This is a genomic window from Aeromonas sp. FDAARGOS 1418, assembly GCF_019048585.1.
GTDB classification, from domain to species: Bacteria; Pseudomonadota; Gammaproteobacteria; order Enterobacterales; family Aeromonadaceae; genus Aeromonas; species Aeromonas caviae.
This window is the reverse complement of record NZ_CP077387.1, coordinates 3,189,764-3,214,437: the sequence shown is the minus strand read 5'-3', so window position 1 is coordinate 3,214,437 and position 24,674 is coordinate 3,189,764. Positions and strand designations below refer to the sequence as shown.

Here is a 24,674-nt window from a genome sequence, read left to right as displayed (position 1 = left end):
TTTCCCCTGCCATCAGGGTGATGACTGGTCAGTCCATTCGTGATTCAAGTTTACGTTAGCGTAAACGTAAGTGTGTTGTTAGTCTAAGGTAAATTCGATGGCAGCCCGTCGCAAGGGCTACCCGGGTAGATGAGCGCAAGGAGTGAACAGGATGTGCAACAGCAACATGGATGTGGCCGGCCCAGGGTGGCCTGCCATCGCCTGCCAACGGGCTAGGAGGGGGGCATGAGCCAGCATCACACCCAGTACGGGGATCTGCCGCTCTACATCGGTGGCGAGGCGTGTCCGTCCGCAAGTGACGAGTGGATAGAGGTGACCAACCCGGCGGATCAGAGTCTGCTGGCGCGGGTGCCGAAAGCTACCTCTGCGGAAATTGAGCTGGCGGTGCGCACCGCTCACGACGCCTACCTGCAGTGGCGGGAGGTGCCGGCCCCCGAGCGGGCCCGGGTCATGTTCAACTACCAGCATCTGTTGAAAGTGCACCACGACGAGCTGGCGACCCTGCTGGCCCAGGAAACCGGCAAGAACCTGGCGGATGCCAAGGGGGATGTGTGGCGCGGCATCGAGGTGGTGGAGCAGGCCTGCGCCATTGCAAGCCAGACCCTGGGGGAGACCATGGGCAACGTGGCGCGCCGGGTCGACGGCCACTCCTGGGTGCAGCCCCTCGGGGTCTGCGTCGGCATCACGCCGTTCAACTTTCCGGCCATGATCCCGCTCTGGATGTTCCCGCTGGCGGTGGCCTGCGGCAACGGCTTCGTGCTCAAGCCCTCCGAGCAGGATCCTCTCACCCCCATGCGCCTGGCCGAGCTGTTTACCGAGGCGGGGGCCCCCAGGGGCATTCTGTCGGTGGTGCACGGCGGCGCCGAGCAGGTGGATGCGCTGCTGGCCCATCCCGATGTCAAGGCAGTCAGTTTCGTGGGCTCGGCCCGGGTCGGCGGCCACGTCTATCGCAGCGCCACGTCGCAACTCAAGCGGGCCCAGTGTTTTGTCGGCGCCAAGAATCACATGGTGATCATGCCGGATGCCAACAAGGCGCAGGTGCTCGGCAACCTCGTGGGAGCCGGAGTCGGCGCCGCCGGTCAGCGCTGCATGGCCATCAGCGTGGCGGTGTTCGTGGGGAGCGCCCGGGAGTGGATCCCCGAGCTCGCCGCCGAGTTCGCCAAGGTGAAACCCGGCGTCTGGCACGATCCCGAGGCGGCTTATGGCCCCCTCATCAGCCCGGAGGCGAAAGTCAGGGTGGAGGGGCTTATCGAGGCAGGGATTGCCGAGGGAGCCGAGTGCCTGCTGGACGGCCGTTTTTGCGACGTCCCCGGCTACCCGGTGGGCAACTGGGTGGGGCCGACCCTGTTTCGCGGCGTGACCCCCGAGATGCGCATCTACAAGGAGGAGATCTTCGGGCCCGTGCTGGCCTGCCTCGAGGTGGGGAGCCTCGACGAGGCGCTTGCCCTCATCAACGCCAACCCCTATGGCAACGGCACCTCCCTCTTCACCGGTTGTGGCGCCGCCGCTCGCAAGTTCCGCCACGAGGTGGCGGTGGGCCAGGTGGGGATCAACGTGCCCATCCCGGTGCCGCTGCCGTTCTTCTCCTTCACCGGCTGGCGTGGCTCCTTCTACGGGGATCTGCATGCCTACGGCAAGCAGGCGGTGCGTTTTTACACCGAGACCAAGACGGTGACGGAGCGCTGGTTCGACGAAGACATTCCCTGCGGCCCCAATATGACCATCCAGCTGCGCTGATGGCAGGTTGCCCACTTTGCCCGGGCGCCCCCATTGACAGCAACGGATCGACGGAACAAGTACAAAGGAAGCGAACAAGATGGATTTTACCCTGACCGAATCCCAACGGGCCTGTGTCGAGTCGGCCGGCGCCTTCGCCGATCTGGCGCTCAAACCCCACGCCGCGCGCTGGGACAGGGAGCACGAGTTCCCCATCCCCACCATCAAGCAGGCGGCGGCGCTGGGCCTGTGTGGCCTCTATACCCCGGAGCAGTATGACGGTCTGGGCCTGAGCCGGCTCGATGCCAGCCTCATCTTCGAACGCCTCGCCATGGGCTGCACCTCCACCACCGCCTATCTCACCATCCACAACATGGTGAGCTGGATGCTGGGCAGCTGGCTGCCTGCCGAGGTGGCCGCGGAGTGGGTACCCAGGCTCGCCAGCGGCGAACTGCTGGGCTCCTACTGCCTCACCGAGCCGGGGGCGGGCTCCGACGCGGCGGCCCTCAAGACCCGCGCCGTGCGCGATGGCGCGGATTACCTCCTCGACGGCAGCAAGGTGTTCATCTCGGGCGCTGGCAGCACAGACGTGCTGGTGGTGATGGCCCGCACCGGTGGTGAGGGGGCCAAGGGGATCTCCGCCTTCATGGTGCCGGCCCAGACCCCCGGCGTGAGCTACGGCAAGGCGGAGGAAAAAATGGGCTGGAACAGCCAGCCGACCCGGGAGGTGAACTTCAATGCCGTGCGCATTCCCGCCCGTTACCGGTTGGGGGAGGAGGGGGAAGGGTTCAGGTTCGCCATGCAGGCGCTCGATGGGGGGCGCATCAACATCGCGAGCTGTTCGCTGGGCACCGCCCAGCAGGCTCTCAACGATGCCCTGGCCCATGTGCAGCAGCGCCAGCAATTTGGACACCCGATCAGCGAATTCCAGAGCGTGCAGTTTCGCCTGGCCGACATGGCCACCGAGCTCGCCGCCGCCCGCCTGCTGGTGCGCCAGGCGGCCGCCAAACTCGATGAGGGCAGCCCGGACAAAAGTGCCTGGTGCGCCATGGCCAAGCGTTTTGCCACCGACGTGGGGCACCGCATCTGCGACGACGCCCTGCAACTCTTTGGCGGCTATGGTTATATCCGCGAGTATCCGCTCGAGCGCTATCTGCGCGACACCCGGGTGCACCGCATTCTGGAAGGGACGAATGAAGTGATGCGGCTCATCATCGCCCGCCGCCTGCTGGCCGACCCTGGCCTGTCGCTGGAGTAGCGGGAGGGGCCTGCTCTGAGGACGCAGTCGGCGCGTCCTCAGGCTTTGTGAGCCAGGTGCAGGTTGGCTCCATTCAACCCTGTCATCATGGGGCAGTTTTTTGACAAGGACAACGCAATGACAAGGATCAGGCTCGAATATCACGGCCACGTGGCCTACATCACCCTCGATCACCCACCCGCCAACACCTGGACGCTCGCCAGCCTGAAAGCCTTCTTGCAGATGATGGTGGAGCTGGATGGTCGCCCCGACGTGGTGGCCCTGGTGATCCGCGGTGCTGGAGAGAAATTCTTCTGCGCCGGCGCCGATCTCAAGATGTTCGCCGACGGCAGCCTGGCGCATGCCCGCGAGGTGGCCGAGGCCTTTGGCCACGCCTTCGAGGCGCTGGCCCGCTTTCACGGGGTCAGCATCGCCGCCATCAACGGCTATGCCATGGGAGGGGGGCTCGAAGTCGCACTGGCCTGCGACATCCGCATCGCCGAGCAGCAGGCCAAGCTGGGGTTGCCGGAGGCCTCGGTGGGCTTGCTGCCCTGTGCCGGCGGCACCCAGCGCCTCACCGAGCTGGTGGGGCCGGGCTGGGCCAAGCGGATGATCCTCTGCGGCGAGAAGGTGAGCGCCACCCTGGCCTACGAGATGGGGCTGGTGGAGGAGGTGGTGACCGAGGGGCACGCCTGGGAGGCGGCGCAGCAGATGGCCCAGCTGGTGGAGCGACAGAGCCCGAGCGCCCTGCGCGCCTGCAAACAGCTCATCAATCAGGGGCGAAGCACCCACAGGGACGCGGCGCTGCCACTCGAGCGCAGCCTCTTTCTCGCCCTGTTTGACGATGCCAACCAGCGCGAAGGGGTGGCGGCCTTCCTGGAGAAGCGGGCCCCGCGCTGGCGTTACTACCAATTCAAACCGAAAGAGTGAGGGAGCGAAGGATGAATGAGGTATTGATGGCGACCCGCCATGTCGCAGGGGCAGATACCCGGTCTGCGGGGGCTGCCCATGAGTGAGCCCGTGCGCATCGAGACCCGCCCCACGGCGGATGGCCGCCACATCGGCATGCTGACTCTGGACAGCCCCGCCTCCCTCAATGCCCTGAGCCTTGAGATGATCCAGTTGTTGCAGGGGGCGTTGACCCGCTGGGAGCAGGATCCGGCCATCGTCTGCGTGTTGTTGCAAGGGGCCGGCGAGAAGGCATTCTGCGCCGGTGGCGACATCCGCTCCTTTTATTACCGCAAGCAGGAGGGGAACGAGTCGGCACTGTTTGGCTATGCCCGCGACTTCTTTCTGCAGGAGTACCGGCTCGATCACCACATCCACTGCTACGGCAAGCCCCTTGTCTGCGTGGCGGACGGCATCTGCATGGGGGGCGGCATCGGTCTCTTTGCCGGGGCCGGTTTTCGGGTGGTGACCGAAAAGAGCCTGTTCGCCATGCCGGAGGTAACCATAGGCCTCTATCCGGATGTGGGGGCCAGCTGGTTTTTGAGCCGGATGCCGGGGCGGCTCGGGCTCTGGCTCGGCCTCACCGGTGCCCGCTTCAACGGGGCGGACGCCATCGGCCTGGGGCTCGCGGATCACGCCATGGGGAGCCGCGAGCGGGCCGAGCTGCCGGCGCGCCTCGCCGCCCTCGACTGGTCCGCAGGCGACCCCGGCGAGCAGATCGAGGCGCTGCTCACCGGTTTGCAGCGATCCCTTGGCCAGGCATTGCCGCCTCCCGTACTGCTGCCCCACCAGGCCCGCATCGATGCGCTGTTGACCGGCCGCTCCCTGCAAGGGGTGCTGGCACGCCTCGAGGGCGCCGAGCTGGACGAACCGGCGCTGGCTCAGGGACGGGAGACCTGCCTTCGCGGCAGCCCTATCAGCCGCGCCATTCTCTGGCGCCAGTTCTGGCAGGCACGGCGCCAGTCCCTGGCCGAGGTGTTTGCCGACGAGCTGACCCTCTCGGTCAATTGCGTGCTCAGAGGGGACTTCGTGGAAGGGGTGCGGGCCCTGCTCATCGACAAGGACAAATCCCCCCGCTGGCAGGCCCCGCAGACGGGTGAGGCCTGGCTGGATGCCTTCTATCGCTGGCCCGAGGGGGACAACCCCTTGCGCCTCGGCTGACGCGGGATCACACACAAGGAGCACACCATGACAAGGATTGGGTTTATCGGGCTTGGCAATATGGGGGGGCCCATGGCCGCCAACCTGGCCAGGGCGGGGCACAGGGTACAGGTGTTTGATTTGGTGCCCGAGAGCCTGAGCCGGGCCATCGAGGCTGGCTGCATTGCCGCCGGGAATGCCCGGGAAGCGGTGAGCGGCTGCGAGCTGGTCATCAGCATGCTGCCGGCGGGGGAGCACGTGCGCAGCCTCTGGCTGGGCGAGAGTGCCGGTGAGCGGGGTGGCCAGGATCTGCTGGCGGCCCTGTTGCCCGGCGCCCTGGTCATCGACTGCTCCACCATAGACGTGGCCTCGGCCCGTCAGGTGGGGGCGGCGGCGAAGGCGAGCGGCATCCGTTTTCTCGATGCCCCCGTCTCGGGGGGCGTGGCCGGTGCGGCGGCGGGTACGCTCACTTTCATCGTCGGCGGCGAACAAGCGGATTTTGAAGCGGCCAGACCCGTGCTCGCCTGCATGGGGCAGAACCTGTTTCACGCCGGGGCGCTTGGCGCTGGCCAGATCGCCAAGATGTGCAACAACATGCTGCTCGCCATCCACATGGCCGGCACCGCCGAGGCGCTGGCGCTCGGGGTCAAGGAGGGGCTGGATCCCGCCGTGCTCTCCACCATCATGGGCAAGAGTTCGGGCAACAACTGGAGCCTTGAGCGCTACAACCCCTGGCCCGGGGTGATGGAGAACGTGCCGGCATCCCGTGGGTATACAGGGGGCTTTATGACCCGGCTGATGGTCAAGGATTTGGGGCTCGCCATGGCGTTGGCGGAACATGCCCACAGCGCCGTGCCCATGGGGGCCCTGGCCCGCAACCTCTTCAACCTGCACGGGAGCCTGGGCCAGGAGAACAAGGATTTTTCCAGCATACTCGAGCTCTATCGGGACAAGACAGCGCCGGGTTAAGGGCCGCTATCTACCTATTTACCCGATAGTCTTTGACTCGACATTTTTTACTCGACAGTCAGCGGCCATCTCATCAGGAGCATTTATGGATATCACACGGAAAGTCATCGCCATCACGGGGGCGGGCAGGGGGCTGGGCCGCGCCATCGCCCTGAGTCTGGCGGAGCAGGGGGCCGTGCTTGCGCTCATCGACGTCAACCGCACCGATCTGGAGGTGACCGAGGCGGAGGTACGCAGCCGTGACGGCCGCTGCGCCCTGTTCGTCTGCAACGTGGCAAGCGAGCCGGAGGTCGAGGCGACCTTCGCCGCCATCAAGGATCAGTTCGGTGCCCTGCACGGTCTCGTCAACTGTGCCGGCATCCTGCGCGACGGCATGCTGATCAAGGTGAAGGAGGGGGCACTGACGGAGAAGATGAGCCTGGCCCAGTGGCAGAGCGTCATCGACGTCAATCTCACCGGCACCTTCCTGTGCGGGCGCGAGGGGGCGGCGCTGATGGCCACCGGCGGGGAGGGGGGCGTCATCATCAACATCTCCTCCATCGCCCGGGCCGGCAACATGGGCCAGAGCAACTATGCCGCCAGCAAGGCGGGGGTGGCCTCTCTGGTGGTCACCTGGGGGAAGGAGCTGGCCCGTCACGGCATCCGGGTGATGGGCATCGCCCCCGGCGTCTTTGCCACCGACATGACGGCGGCGATGAAGCCCGAAGCCATGGCCCGCATGCAACAGGCCATCCCGGTGGGCACCCTGGGGCAGGCGGCGCAGTTGGCCCAGACGGTGCAGTTCATCCTTGCCAACGACTATCTGTCGGGGCGGATGATCGAGCTGGACGGCGGCTTGAGGCTCTAGTCCCCCCTGCATATACCCTCTCTGACGTCCCTCCTGCAGGGGCGTTTTTGCAGGGGAAAGGCCCCAGTGCAAGGGTGCATAGCCATGCAGGTCCGGCTTTTGAAAAGCGGGGCGGCATCATGAAAAGTCGTGAAATATCAACGGGTCTTTCTTAATTTGAACCAGCTCACAGGCACCCCGGGTCAGTGCTGTAAAATTGCGCGCGGTCAAGGCGGCTCATGATTGACGGCAAGAGGGATTGCGGCCGGAATAGTCATGCAATATAGTTGCCGCCTTTTTCACGGGGTATGGATTTCTAGCCCCTCCCATGTCGCGCGCTGTATGAATACGGATGCTCAGCCGCCGCCTAATAAAACAGGTTTGAGATGGACAAGAAACTGGGGCTGGGTGCCCTCATTTCGCTGGTGATCGGCTCCATGGTCGGTGCCGGGGTTTTCAGTCTGCCGCAAAACATCGCAGCGCACGCCAGTGCCGGGGCCGTCGCCCTGGGATGGGCCATCACGGGGATCGGCATGATCTGCCTCGCCCTGGTCTACCAGAATCTCTCCATGCGTCGACCGGATCTCGATGGCGGCATCTTCAGCTACGCCAAGGCAGGGTTCGGGGATTTCGTCGGCTTCAACGCCGCCTGGGGTTACTGGCTGTGCCAGCTGCTGGCCAACGTCTCCTACGCCATCGTGGTGTTCAGTGCGCTGAGCTACTTCTTCGACACGCCGGACAATGTCATCTTCGGTGACGGCAATACTCCGGTCGCCATCACGCTCGCTTCCCTGCTCATCTGGTCGGTGCATGCCCTGGTGCTGCGCGGCATCCAGGTGGCGGCGCTGGTGAACATCGTCACCACCATCGCCAAGATGGTGCCCCTCATCGTCTTCTGCGTAGCCATCCTGCTCGCTTTCAACATGGAGACCTTCACCCTGGATCTCTGGGGGCAGGGGAGTCCCGAGCTCGGCTCCGTGATGGATCAGGTGAAGTCCACCATGAAGGTGACCCTATGGGTCTTCATCGGCATCGAGGGGGCCGTGGTGGTCTCCGCCCGTGCCCGCCATCGCAAGGACGTGGGCCGCGCCACCGTGCTGGCGCTGCTCGGCGCCCTGGCGCTCTACGTCATGGTGACCCTGTTCTCCCTGGGGGTCATGAACCAGCCGCAACTGGCGGCCCTCAAGAACCCCTCCACCGCCATGATCCTGGAAGCCGTGGTCGGCCCCTGGGGCGCCTGGCTCATCAACATCGGCCTGGTGATCTCGGTGATGGGGGCCCTGCTGAGCTGGACCGTGCTGGCGGCGGAAGTGCCCTACATCGCGGGCAAGACCGGGGTCTTCCCGGCCTGGTTCGCCAAGGAGAACAAGAACGGCTCCCCCAAGGTGTCGCTCTGGTGCTCCACCTGCCTGGTGCAGATCTTCCTCATCATCATCTACTTCCAGAACAGCACCTATCTGGCGTTGGTGAACATCGCCACCTCGGCTGCCCTGGTGCCCTATGTCTTCTCCGGTGCTTACGGCCTCAAGCTGGCGTTGAAAGGGGAGACCTACGCGGGCCAGCCCCATCAGCGCAAGCGCGACCTGCTGCTGGCCCTGGTGGCCACCGTCTATGGCTGCTGGCTGGTCTATGCCGCCGGGGTGGAGTACCTCTTGCTGGTGGCGCTGCTCTACAGCCCGGGGATCTTCATCTACTGGAAGGCGCGCCAGCACCACGGCCTGCGCAGCCTCAATCGGCTGGAGCAGGGGATGACGGCAGCCCTGCTCGGCTGCGCCGTACTGGCGTTCTACAAGGTGATGGACGGTACCATTCCCCTGCATTAATCGGCACAATAAAGAGATGGCAAGATACCATCTCTTTTTTATGGATAATGGCGGTCAAGTTGACCGCTGTTTCGTTATTGAAGGAATGTTTATGCTGTTTGTGGGCTATCTGGTGTTGGGCGCCTTCGCGGGCATGCTGGCTGGGCTGTTCGGTATCGGCGGCGGACTCATCATCGTCCCCGTGCTGGTCCTGAGTTTTCACGCACAGGGCGTGGCGCCGGAGATCATCACCCATCTGGCCCTCGGCACCTCGCTGCCCACCATGATCTTCACCGGTTTCAGCTCCCTGCGTGCGCACCAGGAGGCAGGAGCGGTAGACTGGGGGATGATTCGGCGCCTGGGCGCCGGCATGCTGGTCGGTGCCTGGCTCGGCGGCATGACCGCCAACCTGCTGAGCGCCAGTACCCTCAACATCATCATCGGCTGCTTCGCCTGGACCATGGCCCTGCAGATGGGGCTCAATCTGAGGCCAAAAGCGGAGCGACACATGCCGGGCCCCCTTGGTACCGGGATCGCGGGCACCGTCATCGGCTGGATGTCGGCCTTGTTCGGCATCGGTGGCGGCTCGCTGACCGTGCCTTACCTCACCTGGAATTCGGTGCCCATGCGCAACGCCGTGGCCGCCTCCGCTGCCTGCAGCATGCCCATCGCCCTGGCAGGCAGCCTCAGCTACCTCTATGCGGGTTGGGGAGACGCCGATCTGCCCGAGTGGAGCGTCGGATTCATCTATCTGCCGGCCCTGCTTGGCATCGTGCTCACCAGCACCCAATTTGCCCGTCTGGGCGCCAGACTGGCACACAGAATGTCACCCCGGCGGCTCAAGCAGGCCTTTGCCCTGCTCATGTTGCTGGTGGGTGCCAAATTCATGCTCTTTAGCTGAACCCTTGGCCAGATTGTTGAAAAATAAGGCGAACAGCTCGTGCAGCGGCAGAAAGCCGTTGCATTGAGGGGCCAGTTTGCCTATTCTCCTCGCCGGTGGTCCTATTGGTCCTCTCGCATTGATAACCCGTCGACCTGGTCAGGACCGGAAGGTAGCAGCCAAGGCGGGGGACTCGAGTGCCGGGATGTGGCTGGTAGGGCCACCACTTGTTTCTGCAATTCAATAAGTTACAGCTAATCACCCCCTTCAGACCTCTTGGTAATCCACTTTGTGTGGATGAATCAGGAGTCTTCATCGTGAATCTCTGGCTCTCTCCGCAAGGTATCTGGTACTACCGCAAGGTGACCGTTCTTTCGTGTGGACGCCGCAAGGACATCAAGAAATCTCTCCGTACTCGGGACAAGCTGGTCGCACGTGACAAGGTGGCTCAGTTGCTCGCCTGTGCGCGTTCTCGGGTAAAGCCTGAGACTGTCCAGCCAGAACCTCAGCCAAGCTCCCTGCCGGAGCCTCAGCGACTACAGCAACAGACACCCTCAGCGGCCAGTTCTGCCCCTGTGGGTCCCTCTGCCATTGCATCTCCAGTACTCTCAGAACTGAGTGACCGTTATCTGAAAGAGAAGGCGCTCTCCTGGGCACCAAAAGAGCTTAGTAACCAGAAGAACTACATCGGTTACTTCATCAAGTCGCTGGGGGATAGATCTCCCACCGCTTACAGCAAGGCCGATGTGGTCAAGTTCAAGGACGAATTGCTGAACTCAGGCAAGAGCCCGACGACTATCAACAAGTACCTTCAGAAGCTCTCTCTGTTGTTCGTCTGGCTGGGCAATCACCACGAGGGCATCGTCAATCACTTCGCAGGGCTCAAGCTACAGCGGGTCAAAGAGGTCAATGCTCGCAGTGGGTACACATCTGCGGAGAAACAGCGGTTGATCCAGTGGGCGAAGGAGCAGAATCCATACCGCAAGTGGATAGCGTTGCTCGGCTTGTATACCGGAGCGAGAGCCAATGAGATTTGCCAGTTGTACGCAGACGATGTGCAGCAGGTCGACGAGGTATGGTGCCTGAACATCAGAGACAACCGCCCAGACCAGAAGCTCAAGACGGCCAACAGTGCTCGCTTGATCCCTATTCACTCCTCGTTGATTGCTGGTGGCTTTATCGGCTTTGTGCAGGAAAGGGCAGGGGGACGGTTGTTCCCTGAGCTACCTCATCGACAAGATGGTTACAGCCATCTCTGGGGGCAGTGGTTCAGTCGTCATCGTCCTGTAGACAAAGACTTCCACAGCTTGCGGCATACCGTAGCAACAGCGTTGAAGGATCATGGGGTACCGCTTCAGTATGCGGCTGCGATCTTGGGGCATACCAACGGGGCGATCAGTTACGACAGGTATGGCGGTGGCGTGGCAGTCGAGAAGTTGCAGGCAGCTATCGAAGAGGCGCTATGAACAAGCGTAGAAGCTTGCTGGGTAGCGAGTGCGAGAAGAAGGGGCCGGTGTGTGCCCCTATGAGATGATGAACTTGTGTCGCAATGGTTGAGCCGATTGGACGGCATGTTAATGCTAAATCATGTTTAAACAGCATTTTTTGTACTTAAGTTCACTACCACAAGGACAAGGCTCATTTCTTCCCACTTTCTGCGCACGGGGTCGGTTGTCCGAGTAATTACGATCTGGCCTAGAAGTAGATGGGGTCGCACGTGATGTGCCAAAGTTGTTGATTGTCTGTTCCAGGATGATTTGCTGTTCAATGACGACCGTTTTATCGTCTTTCATCAAGGACATTGCGGTCATTACTGTTGTCAGGAAAGCGAGAAGTAGGCCAAGAAAGGTGTAAAGTTCCATTCTTGTTTTTGGAAGAATGTCGCTGATGTAGGCTAACTCAGGAGCTTCTTTTTCAATTTGTTCCTGAACTTCCTCTCTTGTTAGTTTTTCCTTTTGGGCTCTATTGAGTATGTTTACGTAACGACTCAATTGTTCAACAGTCTTTCTTGGCGCATCAATTATCTCGATGACATTTCCCAAGACATTGAACACCCCATCGGGGACACTACCCATCCCACCGCAAGCTGGACAAGGACCAGATTTATTACCTGATAAAGAAAGATTATGGATACTACCTTCAAAAGCAAATCCAGATGGAAACGCGGTTCCACAGTTGTCGCAAATCGCAGGGAATTGGGCATTCTGCATCCTGTATGATTGCTCAAGTAATGTGCTTAATGTTACCCGTTTGAAGATGGGGCAACAACAAGAAGCTCGCAATCGACATCTTGCGAATTCCATTGGTAAATTCTGGAAAAATCCGTGAGGACTTTTAAGGCGTTACCTCCACCTCACTATCCCCCGTCCCCCCTATCTTCTGCCACTCTCCTAGCCGCCTACTGCTCGTCTGTTCTCATTCGTCTTCAGCATGTCCTGCTGTTCGTCTTAGTAGGGCCTCGTTGGCTCTGGTCTTTTGTGTGTATCAATGGGGTTGAATCGCCCCCAGTTCCCTAGACACCTCACAGCCTTAAAATGAGGCAACTATTGGAGGTGTTATGACCCGTCAGCGTTATCCAGAAACATTCAAAATAGAAGCCGTTAAACAAATCACCGAGCGCGGGCGGCCGGTGGCTGACGTTGCACGTGCCATCGGGGTATCCAGCCACAGCCTGTATGCATGGCTCAAGCAGTACGGTAAGCCTGCTGACCAGCAGATAGAAGAGTCTGCCTTGCAAGCCGAGATCCGCCGCCTGAAAACTGAACTGCGCCAGGTCACCGAGGAGCGCAATATTCTAAAGGAGGCCGCCGCGTACTTTGCCAGCGAGTCAAGGAAAGGTACGCGTTCATAACCTCCCGACTCGACCGGTACAGTGTCGTTACCCTGTGCCAGACCCTGGGGGTTCACCGAAGTGGCTTCTACGCGTGGTTGAAACAGCCCACATCGCCACGACAGCAGGAGGACGAACGACTGACCGGATTGGTCAAGCAATCCTGGCTGGAAAGTGGTGCTGTCTACGGTTATCGCAAGATCCATCGCGACCTTCGTGACGCAGGGGAAGCCTGCGGCAAGCACCGTGTGGCCAAATTAATGAAGCGGGAGGGACTGCGTTCGCAAACGGGCTATCAACGCCGCAAGGGGCATTATGGAGGCAAGAGCACGCAAGCTGCCCCAAACACGCTGGCACGTCAGTTTAAGGTGCCAGCCCCCAACATCACCTGGGTGACTGACATTACCTACATTCGCACTCAAGAAGGGTGGCTGTACCTGGCGGTGGTGCTCGACCTGTTCTCTCGCCAGATCGTCGGCTGGGCGATGAAGTCACGCATGACGGCAGACTTGGCGGTTGATGCGTTATTGATGGCCGTCTGGCGGCGCAAACCCAAGCAGCCGGTACTGGTGCATTCGGATCAGGGCAGCCAGTTTACCGGTGGTGAATGGCAAGACTTTCTGAAGGCCCACAACCTGAGTTGCAGTATGAGCCGACGGGGTAACTGTCACGACAACGCGGTCGCCGAGAGCTTCTTTCAGTTGCTCAAACGGGAGCGGATCAAGCGCAGGATTTACGCGACAAGAGACGAAGCCCGCAGCGATGTGTTTGATTATATCGAGATGTTTTACAACCCAATCAGGCGTCATGGTTCCAATGATGGGCTGTCGCCGGTAGAGTTTGAAAGGCAGTTTATTTTTCAGCAACAAAGTGTCTAGAAAACCAGGTGCGCTTCAATCCTCTTCACAACATCCCTTAGATACCAGAGCCAAAGGCCAACTACTGGATTTCCAGTGAGCTTCTATTACCCGCTTTTCTTTCACCTGTGGCGCTGTTTTACGTTGGCTTACTACGTCTGTTCTTCATTGGCTTGAAGCATTAGGGGAGGGCAGTTATCATGGGCTCCTCAATTGCCCCTATAGCTACTCCACTTCATGTGGATTACTTTGGTCGGGTTAGTTGTTACATCTTGATTTTAGAAATCTTGTTGATGGCAATCAGTTCTATCCCCAAGTGCCTGATTTATTTGGGCTCGCATTGATAACCCGTCGACCTGGTCAGGACCGGAAGGTAGCAGCCAAGGCGGGGGACTCGAGTGCCGGGATGTGGCTGGTAGGGCCACCACCTGTTTCTGCCATTCAACAAGTTACAGCTAATACCCCCTTCAGACCTCTTGGTCATCCACTTGATGTGGATGAATCAGGAGTCTTCAAAGTGAATTTTCAGCTCTCTTCACATGCTATTTGCTTTACCGCAAGGTGAGCCTGTGCCCTATGGGCGTTTATCAGGCTTTAGACCGCGCCTGGCTCAAACTTTCTCTTGATCTTCAGCACTGTCCCCTTGAGATCATGCTTTCCCTCAGTCACCTCCCGTGGCCTCTATTGCCATTGCATCCTCTTTGTTTTCACCACATTACGATCCCTTTTCGAAAGAGAAGAGCTTGCCGTGCGCCAAGGCCTAAACCCAGAAAGTACCAGACCGTCGGCAATCCCAGGCACTTGACTGATGGCGCGTGAACCACTTACTGGCCTGACGGGCAACGACCGGCGCAGTGACATCAGGCCAGCTGTGCTCGCTTCTCGATCAGGAAATCCATCAGCGCTCGGATCTTGGCCGGCATCTGGGCCCGCGACGGTACATAGAGATAAAACCCCGGGAAGGGGGGGCACCAGGGGGCGAGCACCCGCACCAGTGAGCCGTCACTCAGGTGCTGGCGCACCCGCAGATCCAGGTGTTTGACCAACCCTACCCCCTGCAGGGCCGCCTGCAGCATGCTGTCGTCGTCGTTGAACACGGCGTTGCCCTTGGGATCGACGATCTGGGTGTGCTGCTCCTCATCGGGGGAGGTGAACGACCAGCGGTCTATGGTGTTGCTGGAGGTGAAGCGGTAGGCCAGGCAGTTGTGCCGGGTGAGATCGCTCGGGGTCTGCGGCATGCCATGCTGCCTGAAATAGTCGGGGGCGCCGACGATGGCCATGGTCAAAGGCGGGGTGATGGGCACCGCCACCACGTGCTCATCCAGGCTCTCCCCCAGGCGAATGCCGGCATCCATCCCGTCGGCGATGATGTTGGAGAAACCGTCCGCCATCACCAGCTCCAGCCGCAGCTTGGGGTAACGGGCCAGAAACTCTCCCATGTGCGGCTCGATCAGCAGCCTGGCGGCGATGCGCGAGCTGTTGATGCGAATAAGGCCCGAGGGCTCAAGGTGGGAGTCATTGAGCTCGCTCACCACCCGCTCGATGGCCGTGAGGGATGGCTGCAGCACGTCCAGCAGGCGCCGTCCCTCCTCGGTCAGCGACATGTCGCGGGTGGTGCGGTTGAGCAGCCGCACCTGCAACTGCTGCTCCAGCCCCTTCAGGTGTAGGGAGAGAGCGGCGCGCGTCACCCCCATCTCGGTGGCGGCCTTGGTGAAGCTACGATGGCGGGCGATGTGGGCAAACCACGTCAGTGACGCGACGAGTGAAGGTTCTATGGGCATTTGTTTAGCCTGGCTAATCAGTCATGTCTTGATAGGTGCGTATATCTAGCTCAATAGACTTACTACTATGTGCTTGAACTCGCGTCAACCAAGACGACCTAGAACCTAACGGAGAGCCCGACCATGTCCCACGTTACCTTCCCCAATCGCAACGGCCAAGGCATCACCATGGCCGCCATCGTTCACTTCCCGCCGCACTTCGATGAGCGCAAGCAATACCCGGCGGTCGTAGTCTCCCACCCCGGCGGCGGCGTGAAGGAGCAGACTGCGGGCCTGTACGCCAGCAAGCTGGCCGAGCAGGGCCTCATCGCCATCGCCTTTGACCGCTCCTATCAGGGCGAGAGCTCGGGCGAGCCACGCCAGCTGGAGAACCCCCATGTCAGCACCGAAGATGTCAGCGCCGTGGTGGACTACCTGACCACGCTGCCCTATGTCGATCAGAACCGGATCGGGGCCATGGGCATCTGCGCCGGTGCTGGCTACAGCGCCAATGCCGCCATCCAGGATCGCCGCATCAAGGCGCTCGGCATGGTCAGCGCGGTCAACATCGGCCAGATGTTCCGCAATGGCTGGGACAACAGCGTCAAGGATGCCGATGCCATGGGCTATCTGGCGTTCGGCTCCCAGGCGCGTACCGCAGATGCGGCCGGTGCCGGCTACGCCACCATCCCCTTGGCGCCCCTGCGTGAAGAGGATGCCCCCAACGAGGAGCTGCGCGAAGCCTGGGAGTACTACCACACCCCGCGCTGCGAGCACCCCAACGCGCCGGGCTTTGCCCTGACCCGCAACCTGAACCAGATCATCACCTACGACGCCTATCACAAGGCGGAGGCTTTCCTGACCCAGCCCATTCTGGCGGTGGCAGGAAGTGTGGCCGGCAGCAAGTGGATGAGCGACGACCTGCTGGCGCGCGCCGCGAGCACTGACAAGACCCTGCATGTGGTGGAGGGGGCCAATCACATGTCCCTCTACGATGTGCCCCGCTATGTCGACGAGGCCGTCGCCCAGCTGGCCCCCTTCTTCCTGCGAACCCTGAACTAATTGGCCCGCGAGAGGGGGAGGCCCCTCTCGCTTATCGAGGAGCATCATCATGAGCAACGTATTGAACCTGACATATCAGAACCTGGGCTGGCAGACGGCGGCCGACCTCTACCTGCCGCCCGATTTCGACGAGCAACAGCGCTATCCGGCCATCGTCAGTACCCACCCCATCGGCAGCTGCAAGGAGCAGACCGCCGGCAATGTCTACGCCAAAGGATTAGCCGCAGCGGGATTCGTGGTACTGGTCCATGACGCCAGCTTCCAGGGTGCCAGCGGCGGTGAGCCGCGCTTTATCGAGGATCCGGCGATTCGGGTCTCCGACATCCGCTTCGCGGTGGACTACCTGCAATCCCTCTCTTATGTGGACAGTGATCGCATCGGCGCCATCGGCGTGTGCGGTGGCGGCGCCTACACCATCCATGCGGGCATCACGGATCATCGCCTCAAGGCGCTGGTCTCCATCACTGGGGTCAACTATGGCCGCCTGATCCGCGAAGGCTTCGCCCAGTTCAAACCCCTTGAGCTGGCACAAGGCATCGCCCGGATGCGCACTGCGCAGGCACAAGGGGGCACCACGGAGTCCGCCGATCTGCTGCCGGACTCCGTGGCGGCGGCCAAAGCGGCAGGCATCACCGACATCGACGTGCTGGAAGCCACCGACTACTACAAGACGGCGCGCGGTCAGCAGCCTCATGGCGCGACCCGCCAGCTAATGTCCTTCACCGGCGCCGCCATGGGATGGGATGCCTTCCTCCACGCCGAGGTACTGCTGACCCAGCCGCTGATGGTCGTCATCGGCGACAAGGCAGGGGGCTTTGGCGCCTATCGGGATGGCTGGGAGATCTACGGCCGCGCCGCCTCCACCGACAAGCACATTGTCGTGGCCGAAGGCTGGTCCCATTACGACCTCTACGACAAAGCCGAGCCGGTGGCCATCGCCATGGCAAGCGTGGTGCCCTTCTTCCAGCGCACCCTGTGATCCCGCGCTGGGGGCATCCCCGCCCATTCAAGCGACAAGGTAAACCGATATGCGAAACGTACTGATCCTCGGCGCCAGCGGCCAGATAGCCCAGTGGGTGGTCAAGGGGCTAGCCGGGCAGGGCGACATCCGCCAGACCCTGCTGCTGCGCGACCCTAAAAAGTTGAGCGGCCGTGAGCCGGCCAACGCCAGGGTGGTGATCGGCAGTGTGCTGGACAAGCCACTGCTCAAGGAGGCGATGGCAGGACAAGACATCGTCTATGCCAACCTCAGTGGCGACAACCTGGACAAGCAGGCCCAGGCGGTCATCGCCGCCATGCAGGCCGCCGGAGTGAAGCGCCTGGTCTTCGTGCTGTCCCTTGGGATCTACGACGAGGTGCCGGGCAAGTTCGGCGAGTGGAATCGCGGCATCATCGGCGAGGAGCTTAAACCCTACCGGCGGGCGGCAGACGCCATCGAGGCATCGGGTCTGGACTACACCATCTTGCGCCCGGCCTGGCTGACCGATGAGGATGAGGTGGACTACGAGCTGACATCCAGAGAGCAACCCTTCCTGGGCACTGTGGTGTCGCGCAGGAGTGTGGGGGATCTCATCACCCGGATCCTGGTCTCGCCCGAGCTGCATGCAGGGGAGAACCTTGGCATCCACCAACCCGGCAGCGACGGCGACAAGCCGTACTTTATGTAATGTGAGGTCAAGGATGATGAACTGGGTCTTTATCACCCTTGGTGTGTTGGCCGCCGCGGTGGTGGTCGTGCTGCTGGCGGTTTCCTTTATCGAGCGTCGGCAGGCTTATGCGCTGGCCGGGCTGGAGGCAGAGAGCCCGCAGGTGGCGAGCCCCCGCACGGCGGTGGTCTATTTCTCCCGCTCGGGTAATACGGCGCTGGCCGCCCGCCACCTGGCAAATCGGCTCGGGGCCCGGCTCTTTGCGCTGGATGCCCCCGCCTATCGGCTCGGCCCCGGGGGATTGGTGCAGGCCCTCGGCGATGCGAACGCATTGAAGCGTGCGCCAGAGGCCCTGCCCGATATCGTGCCGCGCACCCTCGATCTGACTCCGTTCGATACTGTGTGGCTCGGCTCCCCGGTCTGGCTCTATAGCCCGGCGCCGCCTATCTGGGCCTTCGTCGAGCACAACCGTTTCGATGGCAAGGAGGTGGTGTTGTTCAACACCTACAACAGCCATTTCGGCGAGGAGCACATCGCGGCGCTCAAGGCCAGGGTGATGGCCCGTGGCGCAAAATCCTTCAGCCATCGCCATGTGCTGCGAGGGCGGATGACCCGCCAGCTGACCCCTGAGCAGATGCTCGATGAAATTGATCGTTGGGAGGCGAGATAGAGCCGCAGCCCTGGCTGCACCATCTGTGGCCTCCTTTTGTTGTTGGCGCAGGCAGAGTGGGCGAAGCCCTGCCGGTAGCAGCGACACCATGCCGGGGCCACGCGGCAATGTGACCTCCCTCTGGTGGCGGGAGCCCGGGCAGGCTATCTTGCCGTTATTGGAGATGTCGGGAACCGGTTTCATACCGTGCGACTCTCCCGTTCTGTTTTATGGAAGGTGCGGCCCCGTGCAGGGGCTGCTCTCGACTCACCAGAGACCAGGCTGACAGGCGTGGCATGAATGCAGACCCCGTCAGCCTCTTTTCGCGCCCCTGAGGGGCGCCGTTTTCTGTGGTTGCTCAAAGGAGCCCTGATGATTGGCATGATCGCATCTCTACTCAAACCGGGCCTGCCCGAACACCCGGGCTCCTCGCAATATCAGGGGGGCCGGTTCAACAATGCCGTGACACCCCAGGCGCGAAGCCTCTGGGAAGGGGCCAGGCTCTGGTGGGACTTCCTGTTCGCCAAGCCTGAGGGCACGGTGCCGGATCGCGCCATTCCGGTACAGGTCATGACCCGGGAGGGGCTCATCGCGGCGCCGGACAACAGCGTGTGGCGCCTCGGCCACTCCACTCTGCTGCTGAAGTTGCAGGGCACGTTCTGGCTGACGGATCCCGTGTTCAGCGAGCGGGCCTCGCCGGTGCAGTGGTTCGGCCCCAAGCGCTGGCATCAGCCGCCTATCACCCTGGAGGCGCTGCCCCCCATCGAGGGGGTGATCCTCTCCCATGATCACTACGACCATCTCGATCACGGGGCCATACTGGCGCTGCAGGAGAAGGTCGGTCACTTCATCACGCCCCTCGGGGTGGGGGCGCGCCTCATGGCCTGGGGGATTGCGAAGGAGAAGATCCGCGAACTGGACTGGTGGCAGCAGACCCGGGTGGGCGGTGTCACCCTGGTAGCGACCCCGGCCCAGCATTTCTCCGGCCGTGGCCTCGGGGACGGCAACCAGACCCTCTGGGCCTCCTGGATCATTCGCGGCGAGGGGGTCAACCTCTTCTTCAGCGGTGACAGCGGCTACTTCGACGGTTTCAAGGAGATTGGCAGGCGCTACGGTCCGTTCGACGTGACCTTTCTCGAGACCGGGGCCTACGACAAGCGCTGGGAGCTGGTGCACATGCTCCCGGCGCAGACGGCGCAGGCGTTTCACGATCTCGGGGGGAAATGGCTCTATCCGGTGCACAACGGCACCTTCGATCTGGCCATGCACCGCTGGAACGACCCGCTTGAGCAGATTGCCCGACTGGCTGCCGAGCAACAGATCCCCCTGACCACGCCTGTCATGGGGGAGCCTCTGGAGGTGCTGAGCCCCCATGAGGGCAGCCCCTGGTGGCGCGATTGACCTGAGTGCCCTCCAAAGACGGTGTCACCCCTCAAAGGGGCGTGCGGGAGGCTAGGGCCGGGCCCCGTGAGCGCCCCCGCTGCCTCCCCATCCTCTGTGCCGGGCCAGCTATGACCAGGCGGGGAGGGCGCACGGGTGTGCCTTGCGCGTTATCTTCTGCCACCAGAGTCTTGCTGATACCTCACTCGGGCTGGGCGGCAACCTGGCGCTTGAAGGGACCTGGCTTGTTGGCCTTGCGGTGTTCCGAAACCAGGATCAGCAGGCGCTGCAGGGCGATGAAGCTGAACAGCAGCAGGCCGATGATGATCTTGGTCCACCAGGAGCTGAGGGTGCCGTCGAAGTTGATGTAGGTCTGGATCAACCCCTGGATCAGCACCCCGAACAGGGAGCCGAAGACGGTGCCCACCCCGCCGCTCAGCAGAGTGCCGCCGATGACAACGGCGGCGATGGCATCGAGCTCCACCCCGACGGCGGCAAGCGGGTAGCCCGCCGAGGTATAGAGCGCGAACACGATGCCTGCCAGGGTCGCCAGGGTGGTGGAGAGCAGGTAGATGCGAATGGTGGTGTGGCGAACCGAGATCCCCATCAGGGCCGCCGAGGTGGCGTTGCCGCCGATGGCGTAAACGTTGTTGCCAAAGCGGGTGCGGTTGGCGAGCAGGATGCCGAAGACCACCACCGCCAGCATGATGAGGGCCAGCAGGCTCAGGCGACCGCCCCCCGGTATCTTCCACGACAGGCTTGACAGGTAGGTGAAGGTGGGGTGATCGATGGGCAGGGACTGCTCGGAGATGAGAAAGCTGGCCCCCCGCAGGAAGAACATGCCCGCCAGGGTGATGATGAAGGCGGGGATCTTCAGGGTGTCGATGAGCCAGCCCATGAGGGCGCCAAAGCCTGCCCCGAGCACCAGCACCAGAGGGATGGCCAGCACGGGGCTGACCCCCAGCTTCCCGATGAGGGTTGCCAGCAGCACGCCGGTGAAGGCGATGACGGCCCCCACCGACAGATCGATGCCCCCCGAGAGGATGACGAAGGTCATGCCCACCGCCACTATTCCCAGAAACGCGTTGTCCGTCAGGATGTTGCAGATGATGCGGGTGGACATGAAGGCAGGGAAGGAGGCCAGGCAGAGCAGATAGCCCAGCACGAAGACCATGATGGTCACCATCAGGGGGAGGTTGCGTTTAAACATGGCGAGTCCCTCGCTGGAAGAGGTGGTTGAGGGCCGGTGACTGCATGACCAGCACAGCCAGCACCACCAGGGCCTTGACGATCTGGTTCCACTGGGGCTGGTAGCCGGAGAGCAGGATCCCGGTGTTCACCCCCTGGATGATCAGTATGCCGATCAGGGAGAGGGCGAGGTTGAAGCGCCCCCCCATCAGGGAGGTGCCTCCTATCACCACCGCCAGAATGGCGTCCATCTCGAGCCAGAGCCCGGCGTTGTTGGCATCGGCACCCCGGATGTCGGCGGCGACTATCATGCCGGCGACGGCGGCCATCATGCCGCTCAACAGGTAGGTGGCGATCACCACCATGGGGGTGTTGAGCCCGGCGTTCTTGGCGGCCTTGATGTTGATCCCCACCGCTTCGATGAAGAGACCGAGGGCGGTGCGCTTGGTCAGCAGCCAGAGCAGCAGCGCCATGCCCAGGGTGATGATGACCGGGGTGGGCAGATAGAAGAGGGAGCCGCTGCCGATCCAGGCGAGGGCGTCGTTGTTGAAGGTGATGATCTGCCCCTCGGTGATGAGCTGGGCGATGCCCCGGCCCGCCACCATGAGGATCAGGGTGGCGACGATGGGCTGGATCTTGAACACCGCCACCAGCAGGCCGTTCCACAGGCCACACAGAAGGCCCACCCCGATGACGGCGGCGAAGATGACCGGCAGGCTGTGACCGCCGGTGGCCAGGCTGGCCATGGTGGCCCCGCTGATGGCCATGACGGCGCCCACCGACAGGTCGATGCCGCCGGTGGCGATCACCAGCGTCATGCCGAGGGAGAGCAGGGCCACCGGGGCACAGCGGTTGAGGATGTCGATGAGGCTGCCAAACAGCCGCCCATCCTGGATGTGGATGGCGAAGAAGTTGTCGGCGACCAGGGCATTGATGAGCAGCACGCACACCAGGGCGGCGCACTGGGCCGAGCCCTTGGGCCACTCCCTGCGGGCGCGCGACCCCTTGGCGAGGGGGAGAATGGATGACGTCATATCAGGCCTCACATGCAATGGCGTTCATGATGGCAGGGACGCTCAGGGCGTCCGTCGCAAGCTCTGCCACCTGTTTTCTGTCACGAAGGACGATCACCCGATCGGCATAGCCCACCAGCTCCTCGAGCTCGGAGGAGATGACCAGCAGGGCCAGCCCGTTGGCGCAGAGGGATTCGATGAGGCGGATGATCTCTGCGTGGGCCCCCACGTCGATGCCACGGGTAGGCTCGTCCAGGATCAGGAACTGGGGTTTGGTGAGCAGCCAGCGGGCGAGCAGCACCTTTTGCTGGTTGCCCCCGGAGAGAAACTGGATGGGCTGCTCCGGTCCCGGGGTCTTGATGGCCAACTGCTCGATGAGGCGGGCGGTGATCTCGTCCTGTTCCTTGCGAGACAGGGGATGCAACCAGCCCCGCTGGGCTTGCAGGGCCAGCACCATGTTCTCCCGCACCGAGGCCGAGGCGATGATGCCGGCGCTCTTGCGATCCTCCGGGCAGAAACCAAAGCCGTTGGCGGCCGCCTGGCGTGCAGAGCGGATGGTCACCGGTTTGTCCCGCACCCGGCACTCGCCGCTGTCGCTCGGCACTATGCCGAACATCAGCTCGGCGGTCTCGGTACGACCGGACCCGAGCAGGCCGGCGAGGCCCACTATCTCCCCGGGCATGACGTCGAGACTGAAGGGGGCGATGACTCCCCGCTTGCCATAGTCCCTGAACGACACCATGGGCTGGTTGCTGCGCAGTGTCTTGCCCGCCCGCTTGAGGGCATTGTCGTCCAGCTCGCGTCCCAGCATCATTTTGACCAGCTCCAGTTGTGGCAGTGCCTGGGTGTCGCGGGTGCCGACCAGCTCGCCGTTGCGCAGCACTGTGATGCGATCGCTGATGGCGTAGACCTGATCGAGAAAATGGGTGATGAAGATGAGGCTCACCCCCTGATCCCGTAGGCGCGTCATGAGGGAGAAGAGCATCTGGACTTCGCTGGCATCCAGGCTCGCGGTGGGCTCGTCCAGGATCAGGATCCTGGCGGAGAGTGACACCGCCCGGGCGATGGCCACGATCTGCTGCATGGCGACCGAGTAGTGGTCGAGGGGCAGGGTGACATCCATCTCGAAGCCGTGGCTGGCCATGATGGCGCTGGCCTGCCGGGTCATGGCGCCCCGGTCGATGAAGCCGAAACGGCGGGGCTCATGGCCGATGAAGAGGTTGTCCGCCACCGACATGTTCGGCAGCAGGTTGACCTCCTGATAGACGGTGCCTATCCCCAGACGCTGGGCATGGGCGGTGTCCGTGGGGGATATGGGGGCGCCATCGAGTTCGATACGGCCGGCGTCTCGCTGATAGACACCGGTGAGGGTCTTGATCAACGTGGACTTGCCGGCCCCGTTCTCGCCGAGCAGCGCCATGATCTCTCCCCGGCGCAGGGAGAAGTCTACCTGATGCAGGGCCCGTACTCCGGGAAACGCCTTGCATATTCCGCGGGCATTCAATACGACATCGTGAGTGTTCTCTGACATGAACATTGGCTCTCCGATATAGCGCGCCATACAAGTTCAATCACTTATATGGCGCGCTATGTGACAGTCTGGCGGGGGAGCGGGATTAATAACCCATGTCTTTTTTCAGCTCGAGCTGCGCCTCGGCACTCCCGGGCTCAAACAGTTTGGACTCCGTCTTGATATGTTTGGGGGGCAGGGTGCCATCTTTCTTATAGGCCAGCAGGGCATCGAAGGCCGGTCCCGCCATATTCGGCGTGAGCTCCACCGAGGCATTGGCTTCGCCTGCGATCATCGCCTTGAAAATATCCGGCACGCCATCGATGGAGATGATCTTGATATCCTTGCCCGGTTTCAGCCCAGCCTCTTTAATGGCCTGGATGGCGCCGATGGCCATGTCATCGTTATGGGCGTAGACGGCACAAATATTCTTGCCGCTATTTTCCGCCTTGATGAAGCTCTCCATCACTTCCTTGCCTTTGCTGCGGGTGAAATCGCCGGACTGCGTGCGGATGATCTTGATGGTGGGCACGGCCGAGACGGTGTCGAGGAAGCCCTTCTTGCGATCCAGCGCCACGCTGGCACCCACCGTGCCCTGCAATTCAACCACGTTGCACGGTTTGCCATCCTGCTGCTTGATGAGCCACTGGGCTGCCACTTCCCCTTCGTGGACGCTGTCGGCGGCGACCCCGGTCATGAAGAGACCGTCATCTTTTACCGTGATATTGCGATCCAGCAGGAAGACCGGGATCTCGGCCTCTTTCGCCTCCTGCAATACCGGCTCCCAGCCAGTCTGTACCACGGGGGCAATAAAGATGGCATCCACCCCCTGGGCAATAAAGGAGCGAATGGCCTTGATCTGGTTCTCCTGTTTCTGCTGGGCATCGGCAATTTTCAGGATGATGCCGCGTTTTTGGGCTTCGCTCTTGGCGACCGATGTTTCTGCAGCTCGCCACCCGGATTCAGAACCAATTTGCGAGAAGCCCACGGTCATCTCTGCAGAATATGCAGTGGCCGAGAGAATAAGGGTGCTGATAATGCTCGCCAGTTTCACTTTTTTATACATATGACACTCCTTTGTGATGCATGGTGAAATAAACCGGAACACGTCAGGTTTTTATTGTACGGGTCAAGGTTATAGGCTCTTGAATTAAACGGCGGGAGGTGGCTCACAGAAAATTTTCAGCAGCACGATGCTTCATACAAACAGCAGAAGAGTTCATATATCGAGCCCTGCCTGTATTGATTTTTATGCATATTT

Annotated in this window: 21 protein-coding genes and 2 other RNA genes; 17 read left to right on the top strand and 6 right to left on the bottom strand. The window is 61.8% G+C overall.

Features of this window, described 5'->3' with window-relative positions; translation table 11 throughout:
• Positions 1-225 precede the first annotated feature (225 nt).
• The 10 genes from I6L48_RS15030 to I6L48_RS14985 all read left to right on the top strand — a co-directional run bounded on the left by I6L48_RS15030 (position 226) and on the right by I6L48_RS14985 (position 10,984).
• Complete coding sequence (locus I6L48_RS15030; RefSeq protein ID WP_216987400.1) at positions 226-1,737, top strand: CoA-acylating methylmalonate-semialdehyde dehydrogenase; 1,512 nt, start codon at positions 226-228, stop codon at positions 1,735-1,737.
• Between the two features lie 79 nt (positions 1,738-1,816).
• Positions 1,817-2,974 carry an acyl-CoA dehydrogenase family protein gene (locus tag I6L48_RS15025; RefSeq protein ID WP_216987399.1) on the top strand — a complete coding sequence of 386 codons (1,158 nt, stop codon included), beginning with the start codon at positions 1,817-1,819 and terminating at the stop codon, positions 2,972-2,974.
• Between the two features lie 117 nt (positions 2,975-3,091).
• Positions 3,092-3,883 carry an enoyl-CoA hydratase gene (locus I6L48_RS15020; protein WP_216987398.1) on the top strand — a complete coding sequence of 264 codons (792 nt, stop codon included), beginning with the start codon at positions 3,092-3,094 and terminating at the stop codon, positions 3,881-3,883.
• Positions 3,884-3,961: 78 nt separating this feature from the next.
• The gene (locus I6L48_RS15015; protein WP_216987397.1) at positions 3,962-5,062 is read left to right on the top strand and encodes an enoyl-CoA hydratase/isomerase family protein; all 1,101 of its coding nucleotides are present in this window, start codon (positions 3,962-3,964) and stop codon (positions 5,060-5,062) included.
• 27 nt (positions 5,063-5,089) lie between these two features.
• Entirely contained in the window at positions 5,090-6,010 is a 921-nt protein-coding gene (gene mmsB, locus I6L48_RS15010; protein ID WP_216987396.1) for a 3-hydroxyisobutyrate dehydrogenase, read from the top strand.
• Positions 6,011-6,095: 85 nt separating this feature from the next.
• Positions 6,096-6,857 carry an SDR family oxidoreductase gene (locus I6L48_RS15005; protein WP_010674599.1) on the top strand — a complete coding sequence of 254 codons (762 nt, stop codon included), beginning with the start codon at positions 6,096-6,098 and terminating at the stop codon, positions 6,855-6,857.
• Between the two features lie 365 nt (positions 6,858-7,222).
• Positions 7,223-8,659 (top strand): arginine-ornithine antiporter, encoded by a 1,437-nt coding sequence (gene arcD / locus I6L48_RS15000; RefSeq protein ID WP_010674600.1) that lies wholly within the window; start codon positions 7,223-7,225, stop codon positions 8,657-8,659.
• Between the two features lie 91 nt (positions 8,660-8,750).
• Entirely contained in the window at positions 8,751-9,539 is a 789-nt protein-coding gene (locus I6L48_RS14995; protein WP_042014760.1) for a sulfite exporter TauE/SafE family protein, read from the top strand.
• A 102-nt stretch (positions 9,540-9,641) separates the two neighbouring features.
• An RNA gene (gene ffs / locus I6L48_RS14990) (signal recognition particle sRNA small type) lies at positions 9,642-9,738 on the top strand.
• A 97-nt stretch (positions 9,739-9,835) separates the two neighbouring features.
• The gene (locus tag I6L48_RS14985) at positions 9,836-10,984 is read left to right on the top strand and encodes a site-specific integrase (RefSeq protein WP_216987395.1); all 1,149 of its coding nucleotides are present in this window, start codon (positions 9,836-9,838) and stop codon (positions 10,982-10,984) included.
• A gap of 114 nt (positions 10,985-11,098) precedes the next feature.
• Here the strand turns inward: I6L48_RS14985 and I6L48_RS14980 are convergent, their stop codons facing one another.
• Positions 11,099-11,728 carry an SEC-C metal-binding domain-containing protein gene (locus I6L48_RS14980; protein ID WP_216987394.1) on the bottom strand — a complete coding sequence of 210 codons (630 nt, stop codon included), beginning with the start codon at positions 11,726-11,728 and terminating at the stop codon, positions 11,099-11,101.
• 347 nt (positions 11,729-12,075) lie between these two features.
• Here I6L48_RS14980 and I6L48_RS14975 point away from each other — a divergent pair.
• Positions 12,076-13,226 (top strand): IS3 family transposase gene (locus I6L48_RS14975; RefSeq protein ID WP_111736006.1). Its coding sequence is split into 2 segments (ribosomal slippage): positions 12,076-12,313 and positions 12,313-13,226, totalling 1,152 coding nucleotides; the frame shifts between segments, so codons are not numbered across the junction.
• A 306-nt stretch (positions 13,227-13,532) separates the two neighbouring features.
• Positions 13,533-13,626, top strand: an RNA gene (ffs, locus tag I6L48_RS14970) — signal recognition particle sRNA small type.
• 439 nt (positions 13,627-14,065) lie between these two features.
• Here the strand turns inward: ffs (I6L48_RS14970) and I6L48_RS14965 are convergent.
• Positions 14,066-14,986: a LysR family transcriptional regulator gene (locus I6L48_RS14965; RefSeq protein ID WP_113070329.1), complete on the bottom strand. Its 921-nt coding sequence runs from the start codon at positions 14,984-14,986 to the stop codon at positions 14,066-14,068.
• 123 nt (positions 14,987-15,109) lie between these two features.
• Between I6L48_RS14965 and I6L48_RS14960 the strand changes: the two genes are divergently transcribed.
• The 5 genes from I6L48_RS14960 to I6L48_RS14940 all read left to right on the top strand — a co-directional run bounded on the left by I6L48_RS14960 (position 15,110) and on the right by I6L48_RS14940 (position 19,723).
• On the top strand, positions 15,110-16,027 hold the full coding sequence (locus I6L48_RS14960; protein ID WP_113070328.1) for an alpha/beta hydrolase: 918 nt from the start codon (positions 15,110-15,112) through the stop codon (positions 16,025-16,027).
• 49 nt (positions 16,028-16,076) lie between these two features.
• Positions 16,077-17,006: an alpha/beta hydrolase gene (locus I6L48_RS14955; protein ID WP_113070327.1), complete on the top strand. Its 930-nt coding sequence runs from the start codon at positions 16,077-16,079 to the stop codon at positions 17,004-17,006.
• 49 nt (positions 17,007-17,055) lie between these two features.
• Positions 17,056-17,694: an SDR family oxidoreductase gene (locus tag I6L48_RS14950; RefSeq protein WP_113070326.1), complete on the top strand. Its 639-nt coding sequence runs from the start codon at positions 17,056-17,058 to the stop codon at positions 17,692-17,694.
• 16 nt (positions 17,695-17,710) lie between these two features.
• Complete coding sequence (locus I6L48_RS14945; protein WP_216987393.1) at positions 17,711-18,343, top strand: flavodoxin; 633 nt, start codon at positions 17,711-17,713, stop codon at positions 18,341-18,343.
• A 360-nt stretch (positions 18,344-18,703) separates the two neighbouring features.
• Positions 18,704-19,723, top strand: a complete 1,020-nt coding sequence (locus I6L48_RS14940; RefSeq protein ID WP_235671986.1) for an MBL fold metallo-hydrolase — start codon at positions 18,704-18,706, stop codon at positions 19,721-19,723.
• Between the two features lie 181 nt (positions 19,724-19,904).
• On the opposite strand, the gene yjfF is transcribed toward I6L48_RS14940, so the two are convergent.
• From yjfF to ytfQ, 4 genes are all read right to left on the bottom strand, one after another.
• Positions 19,905-20,912 carry a galactofuranose ABC transporter, permease protein YjfF gene (gene yjfF, locus I6L48_RS14935; protein ID WP_010674604.1) on the bottom strand — a complete coding sequence of 336 codons (1,008 nt, stop codon included), beginning with the start codon at positions 20,910-20,912 and terminating at the stop codon, positions 19,905-19,907.
• Positions 20,905-21,924 (bottom strand): galactofuranose ABC transporter, ATP-binding protein YtfT, encoded by a 1,020-nt coding sequence (gene ytfT, locus I6L48_RS14930; RefSeq protein WP_113070323.1) that lies wholly within the window; start codon positions 21,922-21,924, stop codon positions 20,905-20,907. Before ytfT ends, yjfF begins: the two co-directional genes overlap by 8 nt.
• Position 21,925: 1 nt before the next feature.
• Positions 21,926-23,434, bottom strand: a complete 1,509-nt coding sequence (ytfR, locus tag I6L48_RS14925) for a galactofuranose ABC transporter, ATP-binding protein YtfR (protein ID WP_113070655.1) — start codon at positions 23,432-23,434, stop codon at positions 21,926-21,928.
• Positions 23,435-23,519: 85 nt separating this feature from the next.
• Complete coding sequence (ytfQ, locus tag I6L48_RS14920; RefSeq protein ID WP_010674607.1) at positions 23,520-24,479, bottom strand: galactofuranose ABC transporter, galactofuranose-binding protein YtfQ; 960 nt, start codon at positions 24,477-24,479, stop codon at positions 23,520-23,522.
• Positions 24,480-24,674: the final 195 nt, after the last annotated feature.

What these genes read in the sequence shown, in the direction of transcription:
- I6L48_RS15020 (WP_216987398.1), top strand. Translation starts at nt 3,092, where the DNA reads ATGACAAGGATCAGGCTCGAATATCACGGCCACGTGGCCTACATCACC.
- I6L48_RS15005 (WP_010674599.1), top strand. Translation starts at nt 6,096, where the DNA reads ATGGATATCACACGGAAAGTCATCGCCATCACGGGGGCGGGCAGGGGG.
- mmsB (WP_216987396.1), top strand. Translation starts at nt 5,090, where the DNA reads ATGACAAGGATTGGGTTTATCGGGCTTGGCAATATGGGGGGGCCCATG.
- I6L48_RS14980 (WP_216987394.1), bottom strand. Translation starts at nt 11,728, where the DNA reads ATGCAGAATGCCCAATTCCCTGCGATTTGCGACAACTGTGGAACCGCG.
- ytfT (WP_113070323.1), bottom strand. Translation starts at nt 21,924, where the DNA reads ATGACGTCATCCATTCTCCCCCTCGCCAAGGGGTCGCGCGCCCGCAGG.
- I6L48_RS14940 (WP_235671986.1), top strand. Translation starts at nt 18,704, where the DNA reads ATGATCGCATCTCTACTCAAACCGGGCCTGCCCGAACACCCGGGCTCC.
- I6L48_RS14995 (WP_042014760.1), top strand. Translation starts at nt 8,751, where the DNA reads ATGCTGTTTGTGGGCTATCTGGTGTTGGGCGCCTTCGCGGGCATGCTG.
- I6L48_RS14960 (WP_113070328.1), top strand. Translation starts at nt 15,110, where the DNA reads ATGTCCCACGTTACCTTCCCCAATCGCAACGGCCAAGGCATCACCATG.
- ytfR (WP_113070655.1), bottom strand. Translation starts at nt 23,434, where the DNA reads ATGTCAGAGAACACTCACGATGTCGTATTGAATGCCCGCGGAATATGC.
- yjfF (WP_010674604.1), bottom strand. Translation starts at nt 20,912, where the DNA reads ATGTTTAAACGCAACCTCCCCCTGATGGTGACCATCATGGTCTTCGTG.
- I6L48_RS14965 (WP_113070329.1), bottom strand. Translation starts at nt 14,986, where the DNA reads ATGCCCATAGAACCTTCACTCGTCGCGTCACTGACGTGGTTTGCCCAC.
- I6L48_RS15015 (WP_216987397.1), top strand. Translation starts at nt 3,962, where the DNA reads ATGAGTGAGCCCGTGCGCATCGAGACCCGCCCCACGGCGGATGGCCGC.
- I6L48_RS15025 (WP_216987399.1), top strand. Translation starts at nt 1,817, where the DNA reads ATGGATTTTACCCTGACCGAATCCCAACGGGCCTGTGTCGAGTCGGCC.
- I6L48_RS14955 (WP_113070327.1), top strand. Translation starts at nt 16,077, where the DNA reads ATGAGCAACGTATTGAACCTGACATATCAGAACCTGGGCTGGCAGACG.
- ytfQ (WP_010674607.1), bottom strand. Translation starts at nt 24,479, where the DNA reads ATGTATAAAAAAGTGAAACTGGCGAGCATTATCAGCACCCTTATTCTC.
- arcD (WP_010674600.1), top strand. Translation starts at nt 7,223, where the DNA reads ATGGACAAGAAACTGGGGCTGGGTGCCCTCATTTCGCTGGTGATCGGC.
- I6L48_RS15030 (WP_216987400.1), top strand. Translation starts at nt 226, where the DNA reads ATGAGCCAGCATCACACCCAGTACGGGGATCTGCCGCTCTACATCGGT.
- I6L48_RS14950 (WP_113070326.1), top strand. Translation starts at nt 17,056, where the DNA reads ATGCGAAACGTACTGATCCTCGGCGCCAGCGGCCAGATAGCCCAGTGG.
- I6L48_RS14945 (WP_216987393.1), top strand. Translation starts at nt 17,711, where the DNA reads ATGAACTGGGTCTTTATCACCCTTGGTGTGTTGGCCGCCGCGGTGGTG.